Annotated in this window: 17 protein-coding genes and 1 pseudogene; 10 read left to right on the forward strand and 8 right to left on the reverse strand. The window is 35.9% G+C overall.

Annotation, left to right across the window (positions count from 1 at the left end):
• The first annotated feature begins 36 nt into the window (after window positions 1-36).
• Window positions 37-1,683 carry an ATP-binding protein gene (locus I2F17_RS09515; protein ID WP_196423520.1) on the forward strand — a complete coding sequence of 549 codons (1,647 nt, stop codon included), beginning with the start codon at window positions 37-39 and terminating at the stop codon, window positions 1,681-1,683.
• 10 nt (window positions 1,684-1,693) lie between these two features.
• Here the strand turns inward: I2F17_RS09515 and I2F17_RS09520 are convergent, their stop codons facing one another.
• Window positions 1,694-2,050: a hypothetical protein gene (locus tag I2F17_RS09520; protein WP_196423521.1), complete on the reverse strand. Its 357-nt coding sequence runs from the start codon at window positions 2,048-2,050 to the stop codon at window positions 1,694-1,696.
• An 802-nt stretch (window positions 2,051-2,852) separates the two neighbouring features.
• On the opposite strand from I2F17_RS09520, the gene I2F17_RS09525 reads away from it, so the two are divergent.
• The gene (locus I2F17_RS09525) at window positions 2,853-3,125 is read left to right on the forward strand and encodes a transposase (RefSeq protein ID WP_196423522.1); all 273 of its coding nucleotides are present in this window, start codon (window positions 2,853-2,855) and stop codon (window positions 3,123-3,125) included.
• A 209-nt stretch (window positions 3,126-3,334) separates the two neighbouring features.
• On the forward strand, window positions 3,335-3,973 hold the full coding sequence (gene upp / locus I2F17_RS09530) for a uracil phosphoribosyltransferase (protein WP_196423523.1): 639 nt from the start codon (window positions 3,335-3,337) through the stop codon (window positions 3,971-3,973).
• A gap of 43 nt (window positions 3,974-4,016) precedes the next feature.
• On the opposite strand, the gene gigC is transcribed toward upp, so the two are convergent.
• Window positions 4,017-4,922, reverse strand: a complete 906-nt coding sequence (gigC, locus tag I2F17_RS09535; protein WP_196423524.1) for a LysR family transcriptional regulator GigC — start codon at window positions 4,920-4,922, stop codon at window positions 4,017-4,019.
• Window positions 4,923-5,003: 81 nt separating this feature from the next.
• Here gigC and I2F17_RS09540 point away from each other — a divergent pair, with 81 nt between their 5' ends.
• A complete protein-coding gene (locus I2F17_RS09540; protein ID WP_196423525.1) occupies window positions 5,004-5,765 on the forward strand; it encodes a ferredoxin--NADP reductase in 762 nt (253 codons plus the stop codon).
• 3 nt (window positions 5,766-5,768) lie between these two features.
• Here the strand turns inward: I2F17_RS09540 and I2F17_RS09545 are convergent, their stop codons facing one another.
• The gene (locus tag I2F17_RS09545) at window positions 5,769-6,194 is read right to left on the reverse strand and encodes a hypothetical protein (protein WP_196423526.1); all 426 of its coding nucleotides are present in this window, start codon (window positions 6,192-6,194) and stop codon (window positions 5,769-5,771) included.
• A gap of 296 nt (window positions 6,195-6,490) precedes the next feature.
• Here I2F17_RS09545 and I2F17_RS09550 point away from each other — a divergent pair.
• Together I2F17_RS09550 and I2F17_RS09555 are read left to right on the forward strand one after the other, a co-directional pair.
• A pseudogene (locus I2F17_RS09550) lies at window positions 6,491-7,975 on the forward strand (mechanosensitive ion channel); the annotation flags it as partial.
• Window positions 7,976-8,126: 151 nt separating this feature from the next.
• Window positions 8,127-8,360 (forward strand): hypothetical protein, encoded by a 234-nt coding sequence (locus I2F17_RS09555; protein WP_211139754.1) that lies wholly within the window; start codon window positions 8,127-8,129, stop codon window positions 8,358-8,360.
• 3 nt (window positions 8,361-8,363) lie between these two features.
• Here the strand turns inward: I2F17_RS09555 and I2F17_RS09560 are convergent, their stop codons facing one another.
• The 4 genes from I2F17_RS09560 to I2F17_RS09575 all read right to left on the reverse strand — a co-directional run bounded on the left by I2F17_RS09560 (window position 8,364) and on the right by I2F17_RS09575 (window position 13,235).
• The gene (locus I2F17_RS09560; RefSeq protein WP_211139755.1) at window positions 8,364-9,560 is read right to left on the reverse strand and encodes a BaiN/RdsA family NAD(P)/FAD-dependent oxidoreductase; all 1,197 of its coding nucleotides are present in this window, start codon (window positions 9,558-9,560) and stop codon (window positions 8,364-8,366) included.
• A 64-nt stretch (window positions 9,561-9,624) separates the two neighbouring features.
• A complete protein-coding gene (locus I2F17_RS09565) occupies window positions 9,625-10,491 on the reverse strand; it encodes a 1-aminocyclopropane-1-carboxylate deaminase/D-cysteine desulfhydrase (protein ID WP_196423530.1) in 867 nt (288 codons plus the stop codon).
• Window positions 10,492-10,499: 8 nt separating this feature from the next.
• Window positions 10,500-11,594, reverse strand: coding sequence for an HlyD family secretion protein (locus I2F17_RS09570; protein WP_211139756.1), 1,095 nt, complete (start codon window positions 11,592-11,594; stop codon window positions 10,500-10,502).
• 18 nt (window positions 11,595-11,612) lie between these two features.
• Window positions 11,613-13,235 carry an MFS transporter gene (locus I2F17_RS09575; protein ID WP_211139757.1) on the reverse strand — a complete coding sequence of 541 codons (1,623 nt, stop codon included), beginning with the start codon at window positions 13,233-13,235 and terminating at the stop codon, window positions 11,613-11,615.
• 1,116 nt (window positions 13,236-14,351) lie between these two features.
• Here I2F17_RS09575 and I2F17_RS09580 point away from each other — a divergent pair.
• Window positions 14,352-14,501 (forward strand): hypothetical protein, encoded by a 150-nt coding sequence (locus tag I2F17_RS09580; RefSeq protein WP_196423539.1) that lies wholly within the window; start codon window positions 14,352-14,354, stop codon window positions 14,499-14,501.
• Window positions 14,502-14,776: 275 nt separating this feature from the next.
• Here I2F17_RS09580 and I2F17_RS09585 read toward each other — a convergent pair whose 3' ends face one another.
• Window positions 14,777-16,189, reverse strand: coding sequence for an aminotransferase-like domain-containing protein (locus I2F17_RS09585; protein ID WP_211139758.1), 1,413 nt, complete (start codon window positions 16,187-16,189; stop codon window positions 14,777-14,779).
• Window positions 16,190-17,051: 862 nt separating this feature from the next.
• Here I2F17_RS09585 and I2F17_RS09590 point away from each other — a divergent pair.
• From I2F17_RS09590 to I2F17_RS09600, 3 genes are all read left to right on the forward strand, one after another.
• On the forward strand, window positions 17,052-17,819 hold the full coding sequence (locus I2F17_RS09590; protein ID WP_196423534.1) for a class I SAM-dependent methyltransferase: 768 nt from the start codon (window positions 17,052-17,054) through the stop codon (window positions 17,817-17,819).
• Between the two features lie 57 nt (window positions 17,820-17,876).
• A complete protein-coding gene (locus I2F17_RS09595; RefSeq protein ID WP_196423535.1) occupies window positions 17,877-18,707 on the forward strand; it encodes an undecaprenyl-diphosphate phosphatase in 831 nt (276 codons plus the stop codon).
• Window positions 18,708-19,159: 452 nt separating this feature from the next.
• Window positions 19,160-20,906: ESPR-type extended signal peptide-containing protein (locus tag I2F17_RS09600; RefSeq protein ID WP_268920049.1), on the forward strand; the 1,747-nt coding region annotated here is incomplete at its 3' end.

Genomic DNA, 20,906 nt, shown 5'->3' on the forward strand with positions numbered 1-20,906 from the left:
CTGTGTCTGACTGCTTTACCCTAAGGACAAACCTTCGTGCTTAAACACAGTATCTTCCTTCGTATTTATGCCACTTTGGTGGGTATGGTGATTTTAGTGACTGTACTTGCGTATTTTTCTACGCAGGTCATCAACTATCATCGTGCTCAACAATATAGAGAGTCATTAACCGACGGAATTTCATATGTGATGACGCAAGGGGTAGAGCGTCAATCTACGTTGCAACAAAAGAAAGATTGGATTTCAGATGCCTCTGATCTGTTAGATTTACCATTACACCTTGTCGATGCAAATCAAATTGAATTATCTAGTGCAGAACAAAAGCGCATAGATAACCAACAAGCGGTCGTGCGTTACGATGCACAAAGCATGGTTGCAAATATGTACATGGGGTTAAAATCAGATAAAACACATTATTTATTGTTGAGTGTGAATAAAATTGGTGAACGTCAAATGAAGGCGTTACCTATTTTTATTTTAGACTATTTGATTTACTATCCCGGACAAGAACAACAACATTTAAAAACCATACAACAGCATTTTTCTTATCCGATAGAAATGCGTTCAGTACTCGATTTAGGTTTAGACTCTGAACAAATTGGCCGTTTAAGACAAGATCAAAGTATTTTATTGTATAGAGACAGTGCAACCATGCGTGGCACAACCATCTCTATCGTCTCTCCTTTACTGAATAATCCATCTGAAGTTTTGATTATAGGCCCTGTGCCTATGTTTAATTGGATGCCATTTGAACTTGCAGCAGGTATTACGCTTTTAAGTTTATTTTTACTCAGTATAGGGGTGTATTTTGCAATTTTTCCTTTACAGCGAAAAGTAAAACAAACCATTGTTGCCCTAGATCAAATTAAAAGTGGTGATTTATCGGCACGGCTACAGGTCGATGGTTATGATGAAATGGCCAGTTTATCTTCAAGTTATAACGATATGGCAAATCATATTGAACGTTTAATTGAAGCACAACGCGAGTTGATGCGTGCGGTGTCTCATGAATTGCGTACGCCTGTGGCTCGAATTCGTTTTGCCATGGAAATGCTTGCAGATGAAGATGACTATGAGTTTAGACAAAGTCAAGTAGGCATGATTGATAAGGACATAGAGGCCTTAAATACTTTAATTGATGAAATTATGACTTATGCCAAGCTAGAACAAGGTGCTCCATCATTAGATATTGAACACATTGAAATTGCTTCGGTATTAAGTCAGGTTGTTACAGAAACTGAAGCTTTAAAAACTGGTAAAACGGTTACTTTAGATATGCCTGCTTCAGATGTTGTTGCTGAAGCAGAACGCCGTTATTTACATCGAGTGGTACAAAATTTTGTAGGTAATGCAATACGACATTGCCACGGAAAAGTGCATGTGAGTGGTGGTGTAGAAAAAGGTTTGGCTTTTGTTTGTGTCGAGGATGATGGTGAGGGTATTGCTGAAGAAGATCGTGAGCGTATATTTGAAGCTTTTGCTCGCTTAGATGATAGTCGAACTCGTGCTTCAGGTGGCTACGGTTTAGGATTATCTATTGTGAGTCGTATTGCATTTTGGTTTGGTGGGAAAGTAAATGTAGATCAAAGCCCAACCCTAAAAGGAGCTCGGTTTACGATGACGTGGCCTGCGGTACGAGCTAAAGTACATTCAAAAAAAGATAAAGTAAAAAATGGGGCATAAACCCCATTTTTTATTCGTATGTAGCAGCATCTGGTGGGATGAGTGGATGAGCATCATCAATGAGCGCATTAACTGCACTTTCATTTAAAAATATCGTTGTCGTATGTTCATTGGCATGAATATCATAATGGTGAATGAGAGCAGTATCCCCTGAAAGTGTTTCAACCACATATTTACTGGCAAGATGTAAAATGCCATCTAAGTTGACCGAAGCAGATGCCATGTCATTTTGAAACAAATGCTTCCATTCTTGTAAAGAAAAACTAACATGATCTGTTTTTTCTTTAAAAAGTCGATCTTGGATATGGCGAATCACCAATTGTGCAGCTAAAAAATAATTAGATTTATGATTGAATTGTAAATCCATAGATATTTCCTTTTTTATATGTATCTACCTTGATATTAGCGGAAAACATTCATTTTGATCTGTATAAGAACTGCTACATTTTAATGATCTGATGGTGTTTTATGTGTTGCAACGTCATGAAACGTATTTTATATGTGTTAAAACATCCTGCTTATATATTGAATGAATGAAAACCTCATAGGGTGTTTAACTTCACGGGCGGAACTCTCCCTCTATAAGATTTTTTGCGAAGCAGTGCTTTTTAGATGAATAGCCCAACTGACGATGAGTCAGGTCTATTTTGATTTTCAATATACTATCGCATCGTAGCTATTGTTGCCCCTCTAGTTGTCAATAAAAAATAGGCTTTAAATACCAATATATAACACTTGAATGTTCGAAAAATCAAAGAGATTAAAGCCAAGATTATCCAAGATGTTTAGGCTGAAATTAGAACAGTAACCATCAGTCAGTCTGCAATTAGACAATATTACGCATCTGTACTTGTAGAGCGTCAAAGCATATAGCTAAACCCACAATGATTGATGCAAATCAAACGATTAGCATTGATTTAAAGCTAGAGTACTTCCTCATTCATTCAATCTAATGGGGTGAAAATAGAGAATTCTAGCTATTGTCAGCGTCGTCAAATAGGTTGAGCAATCAGTCAAAAGACCTTTACTCGAAAGAAAAAAAGTTCAAAAAATTACCAACGTCAAAACGATGGGTCGCATCAAATTATGAGAAAGTCAGACATCAACGCCTCAATCAGCACCATCAATGAGTCCATAGACTCATTCGTGAAAACCAAGCAATGAGTTGTGTGATTGAAGATTTAGGCATTAAAAACATAGTTAAGAATACTAAACTTGCCAAAGCTATGTTGGATGTTGGTTGGGGACAGTTCTTAACTGTATTGAATTATAAAGCGAAGTGGAATGGTCAAAATATTTTAGACATTGGTCGTTTCGTGCCAAGCTCTAAAGTCTATTTTCATTGTGGTTATGCCTACGATCAGATGTTATTACACATTCTTTATGGACGTGCCAAGATAGCGATAGTGTACATGATCATCAATCAATTTTGCATGAGCTGATGCACTAGGCGCAGTGCTGTATAAAGAGTTTCGACCTTGCGATATTTGTCGGTGCAAGTGCAATGTGGAAAGGTGCAGATATAAATCCTTGTGAAATATCTCTTTCAGGTCGCAAAGATTCCCCCACTATAGCGTTAGGTTAGTGGTGTGACTATGTCAATGAAAAGGTTATACTAACTATCATTTGATTTGTTTTTAGGTGTATTACTGTGCCCATTCAAGAAATTCGTCATCCGCTTATTCGCCATAAAATTGGCTTGTTACGTCGTGCAAATATTAGTACAAAAAACTTTCGTGAGTTGTCTCAAGAAGTTACGATGTTACTCACGTATGAAGCAACACAGGATTTGCTCGTAGTTGATCAAGAAATTGAAGGGTGGGCAGGGCCAGTGATGGCACAGCGTATTGCAGGGAAAAAAATCACAGTTGTACCTATTTTACGTGCAGGTATTGGAATGCTAGATGGGTTTTTAAATCTGATTCCTAGTGCAAAAGTGAGTGTTTTAGGCTTAGAGCGTGATGAAGAAACACTTGAAGTGCGTACATACTATAAAAAATTAGTACCAGATGTTGCAAATCGTATAGCAATGATTATTGACCCAATGTTAGCCACAGGTAATTCACTCATTGCTGCCATTGATGTATTAAAAGCCAGTGGCTGTAAGGATATTCGAGTAATGGTGTTGGTGGCGGCACCTGAAGGCATTCAAAAGGTTGAGAGTAAACATCCTGATGTGCGAATTTTTACAGCATCTGTAGATCAAGGATTAAATGAGCAAGGGTATATTGTGCCCGGCTTGGGTGATGCTGGAGATAAAATTTTTGGTAGTGTACAAAAAGGTGAATAACTGAAAATGTATGGCCTGCATCGTGTTTGATGCAGGCTTTTTTTTATAGACTCTCTAAAGACCTAGAAAATTTTGCTTCGCAAAATTTCATAAAAAGTTTAAGTCCAGGGCCTTTATATTTTTGTTGATGTATAAGCATGTATAGTGGTCTTTTAAGTGACCAAAAAGGTGTTTTTAAGGTCACTAATTGACCTGTTTCGAGCATGGGTTTTAATGCTAATTTAGAAATACACGATAGACCTAAACCACCAGCAATAATTTTTAATATGGCTTCATTGTGACCTAAAGTCAGACGAATGTTGGCGTTGTTAAGATCTTTTAAGATGACATTGTTAAAAACATCTCGTGTACCTGAGCCTTCTTCTCTTAATATCCATTCAATATCATTAAAATCTTTAAGTGTCAGCGCTCTTTTGAGCTGTGCAAGCGGGTGGCTTGGAGAACAACACACTGCAAGTTCGTCATCATGCCAAGGTATGGTGTGTAATTGCGGTAAATGACATTCACCTTCAATTAATGCCAAATCTAATTGAAATTGGCTGACTGCTTCAATCATTTGTCGAGTATTACCGACTTGTAATTGTAAGTGGGCTTGGGGTTGGTATTTTAAAAAATCTGCCATGAGGTCTGGCATGAGATAATCACTGATTGTGAGCGTTGCCCCTAAACGTAAATCAATATTTTGTAATTCACCTTTGGCAATCAATTCAAATGATTCACATCTACCTAAAATTTCTAATGCTTGCGGTAATAAAAAGCGACCAAGCTCATTAAGTTGTAGTCTTTTACCGAGACGATCAAATAATGGTACACCTAAACCATCTTCAAGATCTGCAAGTGCCATACTTGCTGCACTTTGAGTCAACTTAACCGCATCACTTGCTTTGGTAACTGTACCTTCTTGTGCAACAGCAACAAAAACAGCAAGTTGGCGTAACGTCATACGCATAGTAGGGGCCTTAAATGGAAAAATATCAATATTTATGAGGTCATGCTAACATGAGGTTAACATTTGTCATACATTGAAATTATGAGTCTTGAAAAATTTACCATTGAAACAGTGTTGTCGGTGAAACGTTGGTCAGACCATTTGTTTAGTTTTACCATGACGCGCCCTCAAGCCTTTAAATTTACTGCAGGACAGTTTGCTCGGATTGGATTGTGTGTAGAAGGTGAATTAGTGGTGCGAGCCTATTCAGTTGTTTCTTCACCCTATGATGAAACATTAGAGTTCTTTTCGATTGTTGTGCCAAATGGTGCTTTTACGTCGCATTTAAATGAATTAACCGTAGGTACAGATATTTATTTAGAAAAAGTGGCTTACGGTTTTTTGACATTGGCGCGTTATCAGTCACCTGAACCACACGATCTATGGTTACTTGCTACAGGAACAGGTGTTGCACCATTTTTATCTATGTTACAAGATTTTGAGGTATGGAAAAACTATCAATCGATTTATTTGGCGTATAGTGTACGTACACGTGAAGAATTGGCATACGTAGATCAGATACAGCATATTGTAGATGTTTTTTCAGAAGGGCATCAGGGGTTTAAATTTATACCCATTATTACTCGTGACTCATCTGCTGTACTCAATCAACGATTGCCGACATTGATTGAAACAGGTGATTTAGAAAATATTGCCGCACGTCAATTGAGTGCTGAAACTAGCCATGTCATGTTGTGTGGTAATCCACAAATGGTCGAAGATACTAAAAATGCTTTAAAAGGCAAAGGCCTGACAATGAATAGAAGAGGTGTCGGAAATATTGCAGTAGAAAACTACTGGTAATATTTAGTGCATGAAATTATCTAGACTCGTGCGTATTTCAGCCAATGCTGTGTTTAAGTCAGAGGTAATCCATGTAGGTTCAAAAAATCCTGCATAAAATTCGACACGATCTGAAGGAATAAGCAGACGAATTGGACATTCTTCATCGACTAAACGCCAAGGAATGATTGGAGTTTCTTGGTCTATAAATGGTGTGACATTACGAATATCGATAACAATTGCTGCAATGCATTCTTCAGGTGCGGGAATGAGGGAGAATTCGTCTGTCTTACGGCGCATATATTCAAGATCTTCCCACTGAAATGCATAACCTGCTTTATGAAATTCAATAATACCGATGATATGCCGATCACGTGATAAATGTACGTGGCATGTATGAGTCATATCAGTATTAAGGTCAAGTGAAATGGGGGTAAGCGTGTATGCCATACAATGAGAGTATTTTAAAAATTGGTGCCCATTATATCTTATTTATACATGCTCAGAAAATACCACATCTGTTTTAGCCTGTGTATTGGCTTAACTATTTTTAGTATTGTATTCATGCAGTTATTTTTATGTTTATTGTTACTTAAAATCAGAAAATTTCGTTTACATTGTATACTCAATCAGTCTAAAAAAGTATCTGTTTGCCAATTTTAAGATAAATAGAGCACATTTTTGTTCATAGTTATTATAATGGAACAAAAATATTTAAATTTGCAATAAAAACAAGAGGTATAAAAATGAATGAGTACTTTTCAAGTATGAGAGGCGGCGTCAATTTTAGTTACTATTGGAGCCAACTACAGCCAATTTTAGGTGCAATCGCTGTATTTATTATTTGTTGGATTTTAGCATTAGCAGTTGCCGCTGGTGTTAAAAAGGCACTTGGTGCTGCCAATATGAACAAACATTTGTCTTCTGCAACAGGACATACACCAGATTATGAAAGTTTAACGTCTAAATTTGCATTTTGGTTTATTTTAATCTTGGGTATTGTTGCTGCACTTAATATTTTAAATATTAATAGCGTAAGTGCACCATTTAGCCAAATGATTACACAAGTTCTTGTATTTATTCCAAATGTGATTTCTGCATTAGTCGTTGGTGGCATTGGCTGGATCATTGCACGTCTTGCAAAAGCAGGGTTAACCAAATTATTAGCTAAAACAGAACTTGATGAAAAGTTAAGTAATCAAGTCGGTGTACAACCGATTAGCGATAATATTTCTAATATTGTGTATTGGTTAATCTTACTTTTATTCTTACCATTGGTACTGTCGATTTTACATTTAGACGGTTTACTATCGCCAATTCAAAACATGGTGAATGATGTTGTTGGCTTTATTCCAAACATCTTCATTGCAGGTGTAATCGCATTCGTTGGTTATATTATTGCTAAAATTGTACGTGGTATTATTGAGGGTGTGGTCAGTGGTTTTGGCTTGCAAGCACAAGTTGAAAAAATTGGTTTATTCAAAAATACCAGTGTCGGCAAAGTCCTTGGTTCATTTGTATTTGCTTTAATTATTGTAACGAGTTTGATTATTTCGTTTGAAGCACTAGGTATTGAAGCGATTTCACAACCTGCAACAGCGATGTTAAATCAAATCATGTATGCAATACCAAATCTTATTGCTGCAGGTCTGATTTTAATTATTGCTTATATTGTTTCTCGTTTTGTTGCAGGTTTAGTACAAGATGTACTTTCAGGCACAGGTGTAGACGATGTTCCTGCAAAATTAGATGTACAACGTTTCATGGGTGAAACTAAAGTGTCTTCAGTGGTTGGTACACTGATTGTATTTTTCACCATGTTGTTTGCAGTATCAGAGGCATCAAACCGTTTAGGATTTGAACAAATTAGCAATTTAATTGCAATGTTTATTCAATTTGGTGCAAGCATTTTACTTGGCGCGGTGATTTTAGTCATCGGTTTTTGGTTAGCCAATGTGGTTGCCAATATTGTACAACGTGGCGAGTACAGTAGTTCTCGTTGGTTAGGTAATGTTGTCCGTATTCTTATTATGGGCCTTGTGCTTGCAATGGGATTACGTGCGATGGGTATTGCAGACTCTATTGTTAATCTTGCATTCGGTTTGACGTTAGGTGCGGTTGCTGTTGCGTTTGCTTTGGCTTTTGGTTTAGGCGGTCGCCAACCTGCAGAACGTATTCTTACGTGTTTACTTGATAAATCTAAAGTAGACAACAAAGAAGATAAAAAACCTGAAGTTGATGCAAAAAATACCAAAGAAAATACAGATGAAGTAAATCCGTATGATCCCAAAAATGAAAACCCAAATGCTTAATGATGATTAATTCATGCTGTTCTATTCGACTGTCTTTTGACAGTCGAATGGTTTTTTAAAGGAGTAAGATATGTTTGGCAGTAATAAAAAAAAGCCGGGTTATTTAGCCCCAATCGTAATTACAGGTATTACCGCTGGGGTGCTTTATAAAGCATATAAAGCGATTTTTGTTGAGAGTAATGAGATCAGTGGTTTAGAGCGAGAGCCAGAAAAGCCTTTACCTCGCACAGTTAGTCACGAACCTAAAGATGTTGATGACTTAGCCAATGATAAAGATACAGACGAACCCCTCACGTCTAAATAAGTTTTAGATGTATTCTGCGGCAGCTGCCGCAGATGACCAAGCCCATTGAAAGTTATACCCTCCCAAATGACCTGTTACATCTAATATCTCCCCAATAAAAAACAGACCATTGATATAATTACTCTGCATTGTTTTTGAAGAGACTTCTGTTGTATCTACTCCCCCGAGCGTTACTTCCGCTGTTCGATAACCTTCAGTACCTGAGGGTTTTACTTCAAACTCGTGAAGTTTTTGTGCAATAGCTTGTAAGCGTTGGTCATTGATTTGGCCTATTGCAAGTTCACTGTCTTGAGGCCAAACTAATTTTTGTAATTCTAAAACAATATTTTTTGTGGTAAGTGAGAGTAAGAGTGTTCGTAAAAGTGATTTGGCCTGTTGTTGTTTTTTTTCTTTGAAAAATTGGACTAAATCCTGACGTGGAAAGAAGTTAATATAAAAAGATTCGCCCGCATGCCAATAATTAGACAATTGCAGTGCGCTTGGGCCACTTAAACCACGGTGAGTAAAGAGCATTGCTTCGGTAAATGTGGCTTTAGAATTAGAAAGGGTAACGTCTAAAGCATTACCACTGAGTTTGGTTGCACTTTCTTTGATATAATCTGAAAATGTGAAGGGTACAAGCCCTGCACGTGTATCAAACACTTGATGTCCAAATTGCTTGGCAATGTGGTAGCCAATTCCTGACCCACCTAACGTAGGAATAGATAACCCACCTGTTGCAACAACTACAGATTCACAGCTAAAAGTACCTTGCGATGTATGGACTGTAAACTGGCCATTCGGCTGTTTTTTCACCGCGCTAATATCATGTTGGGTTCGAATAGATACCGATTGGCTTTTCTCACACTCATCTAATAACATGTTTAAAATGAGTTTGGAGCCCTTTGTTGTAAATAGTTGCCCATGTTTTCGTTCTTCATATTCAATGCCATGCTCACAGACTAGACCAATAAAGTCCCACTGTGTGTAGCGAGAGAGTGCAGATTTAACAAAGTGTGGGTTATGGCATAAATAGTGATGAGGTTCGATATCTAAATTGGTGAAATTGCATTTACCACCACCAGACATTAAGATTTTTTTACCCACTTTGTTGGCTTTTTCTAAAACCAAGACGTTACGTTTTTTTTGACCAGCCAGTGCCGCTAGCATCAGTCCAGCTGCACCTGCACCTAATACAATAACATCAAAGTGGTTGTCCATCGTCATTACGCCGTACTAAAAAAAGCAGGGCATTATACCTGATTTATACAAAGATACAGTGTTTTTAGGGCATTAAGCTGGCTTTACCTTGTAAACCACCGCTATGAATGAGCAGTATTTTGCTGTGTTTTGGAAAATAGTTTTGAGAGATCAAATCAAATACAGCATATACCATTTTTCCTGTATAAATGGGTTCTAATGGAATGTGATATGTTTGCTCAAATTTTTTGATAAAATGAATCAGTTCATCAGATATTTTAGCATAACCACCAAAATGATAATGATGATGCAAGGTCCAGTGCGATTGTGTGGTGAGCGTTTGAATGTGCTGTTGTAGAAAATTTTCTTTTAATATTGAAATACCCAAAATATGGTTTTTTGATGTTGTTGATTCAATCAAGCCTGCAATAGTTCCTCCTGTTCCAACCGCAACACAAATGAAATCATAATATTGTTTTTCAGCTGTTGTTAAAATATCTTGACACCCTTGTATGGCAAGATGGTTTGTTCCGCCTTCAGGAATAATATAACTGTTGGGGTAATGTTGCTGAAGTTGTAATAAAAATGCATCATCATGCCTTTGTTTGTAAGTGGCACGATCTATAAACTCTAATTGCATACCAAAGTGATGCGCTTGTGTGAGCGTAGTATTTAAGGGCTTATCTCTTAGTTCATCACCACGAATGATGCCTATACTCTGTAGTTGATGTTGTTGAGCACTATATGCGGTCGCTAAAATATGATTAGAATATGCTCCACCAAAGGTAATGAGTGTATCTTTTTTGAGTCGAATGGCCTCTTGTATATTGTACTTCAGTTTGAAAAACTTATTACCTGATACAAAAGGATGGATTTGATCCAAACGTTTAATGTCGAGTACACAGTGCGAATGATGCAAAATGTGCTCGATCGGTGTAGGGTTTGTCAACATAACATGGCTTATTGATGTGTATCTACGGAGGTTAACACAGACATTCCTGGGCGTAACAATGCAATATCTTTTTGATGCTGATCAATCTCAATGCGTACAGGTATACGCTGTACCACTTTGGTAAAGTTTCCTGTGGCGTTATCTGCTTTAATAACACTAAATTCTGAACCTGCAGCAGGAGAAATTTGTTCAACAACACCTGTAAATTTTTTATGACCCAAAGCATCCACGGTAAATGATGCTTTTTGACCAATTTTCATATGTTCAATTTGTGTTTCTTTAAAATTTGCAATGACCCATCTTTTCGGTGGAATTAAAAAAAGTAATTGCGTTCCTGCTGCAACATATTGCCCTAAACGAGGCGTGACTTCACCTAGTTGACCATCCATAGGTGCGGTAATAATGGCATAATTTTTCGTGATTTTCGCTTGATCAAGATTTGCTTGAGCATTTCTAATTTGTGCATCTAAGCCAATTTGAGCAACCTGTGCTGTTTTTAATGCCTCTTTTGCTACGTCAAGATTTGCTTCTGCTTGTTTTAGTAATGCAAGGTTATTTTGATTGTTCGCAGAGATAGTATCTTGTTCTGTTTTTGAAGACGCTCCACTATTCGATAATTGTTGATAACGCTTGAGTTGTTGATCAGACAAATGATATTGAGCTTTCGCTTGTTCAACTTTGGCTTGTGCTGAAACAATATCTGCATGACGTTGTTCGATGACTTGTTTTTGATTGGTAAAGTTGTTTTGACTTTGTTCTACGCTGGCTTGTGCTTGTATGACTTGTTGATCATAGCGATCAGGATTAATTTTAATGAGGGGCTGACCTTGTTTCACATGATCAAAATCACTCACCAATACATCTTGAATATAGCCGTTAATCTGTGATGAAAGCACAGTTGTTGTGCCTTTTACATAGCTATTATCTGTGTCTTGCAAAGGTGTGTTAAATGGCCCAATGCGCCATGCCCATAAAATCGCCGTGATGCCTATAACAAGCACAATGGCCATAACAATAAGCGTTGGTAGACTTGTGGAAATGGTTTTACTGGTTTCGTCTTCACTCGATGAATTTTTTTGCTCATTGTCATTTTTTTCTGTCATGGCTGAATCTCAAATGTTTTATCTATATTGTTTACTATATTTTTGCAAAATAATATGTATGAGTGTCCACAAAAATAGTAAAACTGCAATGATGCTATTGATGTTGACAACGTCATTGTATGCTCTGACCTGTGACTCACGAGCCATAACCTGAGAAAGCAATTGGCTTGCTTTGGCTTGATCTAATGTGCTGTCGGTTAAGTAAGGTTGATATAAGGCTGAATATTGATGAATTCTTTGGTAAATATTGGGGTCTGTACGATTGAGTGTTTGCTCAATATCAAGTTGATACACCTGTGCTTGGTGTTTTTGATATGTGTTGTAAAAAGATGAACCCACTAAACTGCCAAAGTTTTGTGTGGCTGAAAATAAAATAATAAAAGTGATCACATAATTGGTGCCTTGTTTGAGTGTACGCATCATACCTGTGAGCAATAATGGGCCAATAAATAATCCATTGGCAAACGCAATTAAAAATTGACTGTAAAAGAAGTTATGTGGTCTTACATCACTTGTTAAATGTGCATCAAGTCGACAGGCGACTAAAATGAGGAATGTAGCCAAAAGAAGTGGCCAAAACAAATGATCTTTTGAAAATGTGGCAGCACTAAATAAAGTGCCAAGTAAGATGCCAATAAAAATGACGCTATATAGGCCAACAAACTGATCAGGCCCAATACCCATCGTTTTTAAAAAATTAACCGCCGTAAAACTTTGTTCAGATAATAAAAAGCGTAAGAAAAAAGCACCAATCACAAAACGCAGAATAGATGCTGTGCCTAACCAATGAATTAAAATGAGTGGGTTAGAGCGATGGTATTCAAAAAAGAATCCGAGTACGATTAAACTAAAACCTGCGATTAAAACGTAAGCAAGCCATACGGAATCAAACCACCAAAGTATAGGCCCTTGCGATAAAACTGCACATAAACAAGCAAACCCCGGTGCTAAGAGTAAAAAAGTCATAAAGTCTTTTTTTTCAATAACATCTATTTTTAAACCACGCGGTAATTTAAGAGACACAACCATTGCAAAGCAACAAATGGCTAAGCCAAGTTCAAAGGTATAAAGGTTTACCCAATGGTTTGCATTGACCAAAAAAGGTGAAATGACCCATGCAAGAGGAATGCCTAATTGATTAAAACCAAAACCGACATAAAGCCCTTTTAATCGATTGGCCTTGCCAAAAGATTGCATAATATAATACATACCAAGTGAACTTAATGGTGCAGCAACAAAGCCACTAATACAGCGTATGATCAAGGCCATACGGCCATCTTGTACAAGTAAGTGCAGCAACATAACGACAATAAAACCGAGTAAGGAAACTTCGGTAAATAGTCGTAAGCCATACTGTTGTCTTGTTTTAAACAAAATTAAATTGGCGCTTACATTTGCCATGACATAGACCGCAGGAAGCCAAGCACTTTCACTCGGTGTTAGGCCATATTCACCCTGAAGCTGTGGTAAATTGGCGGTAATAAAACCATTACTCAAACTTGCTGTAAGGGCAATAAAAGTACCAATAATAAAATAGGCATAGCGTTTAAACCGTGCATGATCAAGTGCAGGCGGTGAGCCCGGAATAACAGGGCGTTCATCATCTGCCCAATTTGGTGGTTTTTCTAAGTATTTTGGCATATGTTAGCTAAGAGCAATGTTGTTGTATTACTTGTGGCTCTATTAATTGCTTAAACGAAGCCAATGTAAAGCATAAAAATATTTGAATGTGTTAATTTTTATCAAAAAATAGTACATGTTTTCATTCGTTTGAAATCTTCAAATACATGATGATTAGGTGGAAACAAATGAAAGCTAGATGTTGAGTGACAAGATGACTGCAAGTTTTACATCTTATGGCTTATATTACCGCTTTGTTTCGCATCATGGCTGATTTTTTTTAAAAAAATTAAACAAACAACTTTGAAGACTTTAAAATAAAGTGAATATTTCATCAATAGCCTTTAATACACAGCCTTTACGGCATTTACTTGTAAAATTTTTGAATTTAATGACTGTTAAGACCTTTATTAAAAATGATGTTATGCATCTTTAGGATTTGATTTTTAGGGGCTTCAACAACTTGAATTTGATATGAAATTTATTTGAAATGATGTGAGTGATTCATGTTGTAAGCATTTCAAAAAACAGATCAGCTCTTCTTTGCCTAAGATATTGCGATATATACTACATATGCATTAAGGGGGTATCTTGTGTTGCAAGCATTGCCACTTTTTTGTATTTAAGACTATGGGTTTTAATGCCAATACAAGTCTAATGATTGGAAAACACTCATCATATTTTTTCTTTAAAAATCTAAACTCAACGCAATAGCTAAATCATTCACGTGATGAAAGAAGAACTCACCATATAGTCTCAACAGTTTAAAAACCAAGCTCAATTAGTGTGTAAATAACAAAACATCTGCAAAACGTTCACTCTGTTGAATTGTATTTAAAAAGTGGTTGTGAAGTATGCTGATGGTGGTATGAAGTATGGTAAATATGAATTTACACCATGGAACTATTACGAACTAACAAAATACCAAATCAAAACAAATGAATGTGTTGAAGCATAATTGTGTGCGTTATGATTTTACAAGATATTTTTTTATGGTCGAAGTCGAGTAAATTATAAAATATAACAAAAATAATTTTTTTAGTGAATCTGTTATATTTTTTTTTACAACTTCTGTTGCTAGTTTTTCCATAAAAAAAGGTAGACAATCGCTTTAAGTCTTTAATGAGTGACTAGTCTATGAGCGAACAACATCCCTCTAAACGAAATAGTGGTAAACATGGAATCATTGATTTTTTAAAGCGTGAAAATGATACATGGTTTGTATTTTTTATCATGATCGTTTATTCGATCATTGGTATCATTATTGGCTATATTTTTATTAATTAACTCAATGCTGATTTAATAATAGCCTCTCGGTTTCATTCAGTGTAAAAGGGTTTGAAAGTAAGAGTAAACGTCGCTTGATACGATTGATGAAATACATCAATCGTATTTTGAGTAAAGAATCATTTTAAATTTCTAATTTTTAAGAATAGTGGCGATCTGTAATACTACTAAGCGAAGTACACACGAGAAAATATAAATATATTCATAGCTGTATTAAAATTTTAGTATCAATTTCAATAATAAGTATTAGCTTGCGATGAAATAACATCTTTGTGTTAAAGACTGTGTGTGTACACATCTGAAATTTTTTCGGTTAGTATCACGATTGCTTGAATAATTTCCTCGTTTATTTCAAAAGAACAATTCAGACGAATATGATGCTGTTCTTTATTCTTGTGATAAAAAAGAAAACTTGGAGCAATTCCAATATTATTTTGAATCAGTTGTTCATAAATATAACGACTACTGACTGCTTTGGGTAATGTGATCCACAGAAAATATCCTGAAGGGTAGTAATGTATGGTACAGCTCGAAGGTAGTTTATGGCTTAAGTAAGCATAATATTCATTTTTAAGAGACTTTAATGTTTTACGCAGATTTTTCAAATGTTTATCATAATCACGATGTGATAAATAATTGACCAATGCATTTTGGATCAGTGGATTGACAGAAATTGTACTCATGAGTTGTAAATGTTGAATATGTTCTGAGAATCTTCCTGCATGAACCCAACCAATACGAAAGCTTGGGCCTAATATTTTGGAAAAAGAAGAGCAATGAAGAATCATATTTTGTTGATCATAAGATTTTATGGGCAACGGTTTTTTTGTATCGTAATATAGTTCTTCATAGACATCATCTTCGATCAAATAAATTTTATGGTGATGTAAAAGCTGTGCAAGTTTCAATTTTAGTTCAGGATTTACTGTGAATCCAATTGGGTTATGGCTATTTAGCATGAGTAAACAGACTTTAATGGGATGAATATGGATTGCTTTTTCTAATGCCTCTAAATCTAACCCATGTTCAGGATGTTCAGGAATGGTAATGACTTTTAATCCTAAATTTTCAGCCGCTTGCCATGCTCCATAAAATATAGTTTCTTGTAATAGAATATAGTCACCTGTTTGAGTTACAGCTCTAAGAGACAAATTTAACGCATCTAAACCACCTGACGTTATGACAATATCAGAAGGGTCTGTTGGAATACCTTGCAAGCAGTACCGCTGGGCAATCAATGTTCGTAGTTCGTAATGACCCGGTGGTAAACTTTGCATTTGTTCGTAACCAACACGAGATTTAGCCTGTTGAGCTAAAGTGTGCATTAATTTGGGAGAGTGGAGCAATTTACTATTCGGAAAAGCACTACCTAACGGTACAATATTTTCGGATTGAATTGATTTTAAATATTTAAATACCAATGAATTAACTTCTATTTTTTCATTTAAAGTCACTTTTTTTGCAAGAGCAGTTTGCGCAGGATTTTCAGCAACAAAATAACCTCGTTTTTCTTTTGAATAAATCAATCCTTGTGCTTCTAATTCTTGATAAGCATTCATTACTGTAATTAAGCTGAACCCTGATATTTCAACTTGTTGTCTTAATGAGGGAAGTTTTTCATGTGCTTTCCACGTATTCATTTCGATCAGATGTTTTAGATTTAAGGCGAGTTTTTCTGATTTATACATGAATGATTATGCTCATATGTAAAAGGATCGTTGTTTTATATGATGGTTAAAATTTTATCAAATACACCTTCAATAAGTCATCTTTAAATTAAAATGTACAAATAATCTAGCCAGTTAAATGACTTAAATCTTATGTGAATAATGTTCATAATAGATGGTTTAATATATTTTTATCTAAATATCATCATTTTTTTCTTTACTATCTGACATAACAAACAAGGTGAATGGATTTAAAAAACAAACTTCACTGATCGTGAGGAAAGGCAATCATACGTATTCAACATCGATAAAATATAAATAATTGATTTTTAATTTAAAATTTTATGTATGGTTCAGATTGTGACATGGTACAAATATAAATAGTTGAAGTTAAAATAAAGTTTTAAGTTACCTAAATTCTGTTTAATAAATTTGATTAAGCTATTGTTTTATAATTTTTTATATAAAATAAATGCTTTCCTTTACAGTCTAGTCTAATGAATAGATCGATTTTCCTTAAAAAAACAGCGCTGATTGACTAAAAGGCTATGCGACATAATTTCAATATTTAATCAAAATACCATAAGTAAGTGATTTTAAAATAAAGGCTTAAGCAGGATTCGGGTTAAGTGAGATTTAGGTTAAATAGTCAATCGACTACAATCTGAATCATAAAACTTTATGTATTTAATTCAATGATTGTGCAAGTAATTTTGTATTTGAACTGAATTTTGATCTTTAATTGGTATTTATTTTAGCTTATTTTTGATTTGTCTTTAATTGATTCATAACTTTAAGTTATATGAAAGTTAAAAATATATCAATTTTTATATTTTAATTTAAGCGTATGCTCATCAGTATTCCATCGCTCAGACAGATCCAAATGAAAACTCAACAACACATTAATCAACAACAATACAAAAATAAAGAAATTAATTATTTAAATAGCCAAAATCATGCACAAGGTATTGAATTTGATAAAATAAAAAAGGTAATAAAAAATCATGATGTTGCTCCAACAGTACTAGATTTAGGCTGTGGAGCAGGTCATGTCAGCTACCATGTTGCTGAACTGTGCCAACATATTGTGGCCTATGACTTATCTGAAAATATGTTAGATATTGTTGAAACGACAGCGGTTGAGCGAAAAATAAAAAATATTCAAACACAGCAAGGGAGTGCAGAGCAATTACCATTTGAAGATCACAGTTTTGATATCGTGATCACGCGTTTTTCTGCACATCATTGGCAAGATGTACAACAGGCTATTCAGCAAGTGTATCGAGTACTTAAGCCTCAAGGGGTATTTATTGTTGTGGATAGTATTGGATCAAATCAACCTATTTTAGATACATTCATTCAGAGTATAGAGTTATTGCGCGATCCAAGCCATGTACGCAATTATAGTATGGCGCAATGGTTAAACTTGACAGAGTGTCATGGCTTGATGCCACTAAAAGTAGAAAAACAAGCATTAAAAATTCGCTTAGACGATTGGGTTAAGCGTATGCATACGCCTGACATGGCTATACAAGCAATACGTTATTTACAATCTATGGCTTGTCATTTGGTCGTATCGCATTTTGATATACAAGACAGCGGTGATTTTCAATTAGATGTGGGTTATATGGTATTTAAAAAACAATTTTAATTTTGACTTAATGGCATGTCTATATAAAGGGGCATAATTTTATAATAGAGTAGAATAATGACATTATTCCATGTGTTTATTTTGGCGGTAATACAGGGTTTTGCAGAACTACTTCCAGTTTCAAGTTCTGCCCATGTGATTATGGCTGAAAAATTATTGGGATTAGATCCTTCAGCACCTGACATGACTTTTTTATTGGTAATGTTACATACAGGTACGATGTTTGCCGTGATTTTATATTTTTGGAAGTCTTGGCATAACAGTTACTTTTCTTCTGTAAGTAACTTTAAAGAACATGCTAAATATATTTTAGTTGCAACAATGGTGACAGGCGTTTTAGGTTTATTACTACAAACAGTGATCAAGCATACTTTTTTTGCACATGATAATGGCTTTGAAATTGAGCAATTATTTAGCAATAGTAAACTGATTGCATGTGCATTATTTGCAGCGGGTGTAGTGATTGGGCTTTCATCTTATTTAGATCGTGGAGAAAATCAACCCATGACATTAAAGCGTGCATCGATCATTGGTGCAGTGCAGGCATTATGTCTTCCTTTTAGAGGGTTTTCTCGTTCAGGTGCAACAATTTCAACCGGTTTATTTCTAGGTATTTCTCGTGAAAAAGTAGAGCAATTTAGTTTTGCACTTGCAGTAGTACTCACACCTGTGATTATTTTAAAAGAGCTTTTTCGTTTAATGCATAGTCATGTCAGCACTCAAGGACTACATCAAATTATTTTGCCCAGTTTGCTTGGGATGGTACTGAGTTTTATTGCAGGAATGTTGGCATTAAAATGGTTGTCTTCTTGGTTAGAGCATGGGAAGTGGCATATTTTTGGCCTGTACTGTATTGGTTTTTCAGTGGTCGTATTTACTGTAGGTTAGTTTTTTTGGGTTGTTGAATTGTTTCTTGTAGATGTCTTCATTGTTTAAGGCATCTACAAAATATAAATAAATCTTAATAACTTATAAATAATTTATATTTTATGTTGTGATTCAGTAAGTCATTTTAATCTGTATGATTTTTATAAATATTTGAAATACATTGTTATATTTTAAGGCGATAATATGCCTCTGTTTAGATATTTATTAATTATATATTTTATAAGTGTATTAAGCTTATGAATTTTATTATTTTTTATTATTTTACATAAGTTAACGTTATTTTTTGTTAATGAGACTTGATACTCATTTTTATTGTTATTTTTCGCAAAGTTATGCTATTAATATGGAGAATATATGTTGTTTGAATATATTTTCAGTTTCTATAAATTATAAAGATATTCAAACAATACAAATTAAAGAGTAAAACCACGAGTTAAAAAAAAGGTGTACTTATGAATAAAGTTTATAAAGTTATTTGGAATGCGGCATTGGGCACTTGGTGTGCAGTATCTGAGCTTGGAAAGTCTAAAAAGAAATCAACACGTACGGTCGTTAGTGCAGCAGGGTCTTTGGTACTAATTACCTTATCACAAGCATCTTTTGCAGGGTTCACAGCAGGTGGCGGAACATATTGTACTGGTGCAGGGAATAATCCATACGGTGCTGTGGCTATCGGCGGTAATAGTGATGCACCTTGTGCTGTAGGTGCAGCGACAGCCATAGGTAATGCGGCAAGAGCAACTGCTGATAGTTCTACTGCAATTGGTTCAGGTGCTATAGCAACAGCAAGAGGAGCAACATCTATAGGTAATGACGCCCAAGCTTCAGCTGCGGGTGCACTTGCTGTAACAACGGGAGATGGATCGGGAAGTAGTAAAGGGAATGCGTCTGGTGTTAACTCGATTATTATTGGTACATCTGTAAATGCATCACAGCAAGAAGCAATTGCTATAGGGGCTTACTCTAGTGCAGGAGTTGCAGGAGGCGTTGCATTAGGTTCATATTCAACCACTACTACGCCAGCTGGAACAGTAGGCTATGATCCACTAACGGGAACAACATCCACCCAAACATCAACAACGTGGAGATCTAATAAAGGAGCTGTTTCTGTCGGTAATGGCACAACAACAACGCGTCAAATTACAGGTGTTGCTGCTGGTTCTGCAGATACAGATGTCACCAACGTTGCTCAACTTAAACAAGCACAAACCTATAGTACAAATACTGCCAACAGCTTGAGAAATTTAGTCGGTGGTAATGCGACAGTTGCTTCAAATGGTACGGTCAGCACCTCTGATATTGGTGGAACAGGCAAAGCCAATGTGAGTGATGCAGTGGCTTCTGTAAAAGCATCTACAGCAACTGCACAAAGTGCTGCAGATACAGCACAAGCCACTGCAAATAAGGGCTTAAATTTTAGAGCCAATACAGGGGCTGCAGACAAAGTTTCATTGGGTGAAACCGTCACACTAGCTGATGGAACTAATACCACAGCAACTTATGATGCAAGTAATAACATCTACAAATACAGTGTGGTTGATGCACCAATCTTTGCAGGTCAAGTAACAGCAAAAGGTTTAAATGCGAGCAATGCTAAAGTAACGGGCGTTGCTGCAGGCACTATTGATGGATCATCGACAGATGCAGTAAATGGTTCACAGATCAAATCGATTTCAGACAGTACTGCAAGCTTACTCGGTGGTAATGCGACAGTTGCTTCAGATGGAACAGTCATGACATCTAATATTGGTGGAACAGGCAAAGCCAATGTGAGTGATGCAGTGGCTTCTGTAAAAGCATCTACAGCAACTGCTCAAGCAACAGCAGACAAAGGCTTGAACTTTAGAGCCAATTCAGAGGCTGCAGACAAAGTTTCGTTGGGTGAAACCGTTACTTTTGCAAATGGCACTAATACCACAGCAACTTATGATGCAAGTAGTAATACTTACAAATACAGTGTAGTTGATGCACCAATCTTTGCAGGTCAAGTAACAGCAAAAGGTTTAAATGCAAGTAATGAAAAAGTCACCGGTGTGGCTTCAGGGACGATTAATTCATCATCGACAGATGCAGTGAATGGTTCACAAATCAAATCGATTTCAGACAGTACTGCAAGTTTACTCGGTGGTAATGCAACAGTTGCAGAAAATGGTACAGTCAGCACTTCTGATATTGGTGGAACAGGCAAAGCCAATGTGA

The sequence above is a fragment of the Acinetobacter baretiae genome (assembly GCF_015627105.1).
GTDB classification, from domain to species: Bacteria; Pseudomonadota; Gammaproteobacteria; order Pseudomonadales; family Moraxellaceae; genus Acinetobacter; species Acinetobacter baretiae.

Bases quoted from the DNA above. Each gene is read 5' to 3' on its own strand.
- I2F17_RS09570 (WP_211139756.1), bottom strand. From the start codon at position 11,594: ATGACAGAAAAAAATGACAATGAGCAAAAAAATTCATCGAGTGAAGAC.
- I2F17_RS09580 (WP_196423539.1), top strand. From the start codon at position 14,352: ATGAGCGAACAACATCCCTCTAAACGAAATAGTGGTAAACATGGAATC.
- I2F17_RS09590 (WP_196423534.1), top strand. From the start codon at position 17,052: ATGAAAACTCAACAACACATTAATCAACAACAATACAAAAATAAAGAA.
- gigC (WP_196423524.1), bottom strand. From the start codon at position 4,922: ATGCGTATGACGTTACGCCAACTTGCTGTTTTTGTTGCTGTTGCACAA.
- I2F17_RS09520 (WP_196423521.1), bottom strand. From the start codon at position 2,050: ATGGATTTACAATTCAATCATAAATCTAATTATTTTTTAGCTGCACAA.
- I2F17_RS09560 (WP_211139755.1), bottom strand. From the start codon at position 9,560: ATGGACAACCACTTTGATGTTATTGTATTAGGTGCAGGTGCAGCTGGA.
- I2F17_RS09565 (WP_196423530.1), bottom strand. From the start codon at position 10,491: ATGTTGACAAACCCTACACCGATCGAGCACATTTTGCATCATTCGCAC.
- I2F17_RS09555 (WP_211139754.1), top strand. From the start codon at position 8,127: ATGTTTGGCAGTAATAAAAAAAAGCCGGGTTATTTAGCCCCAATCGTA.
- I2F17_RS09575 (WP_211139757.1), bottom strand. From the start codon at position 13,235: ATGCCAAAATACTTAGAAAAACCACCAAATTGGGCAGATGATGAACGC.
- I2F17_RS09545 (WP_196423526.1), bottom strand. From the start codon at position 6,194: ATGGCATACACGCTTACCCCCATTTCACTTGACCTTAATACTGATATG.
- I2F17_RS09595 (WP_196423535.1), top strand. From the start codon at position 17,877: ATGACATTATTCCATGTGTTTATTTTGGCGGTAATACAGGGTTTTGCA.
- I2F17_RS09585 (WP_211139758.1), bottom strand. From the start codon at position 16,189: ATGTATAAATCAGAAAAACTCGCCTTAAATCTAAAACATCTGATCGAA.
- I2F17_RS09540 (WP_196423525.1), top strand. From the start codon at position 5,004: ATGAGTCTTGAAAAATTTACCATTGAAACAGTGTTGTCGGTGAAACGT.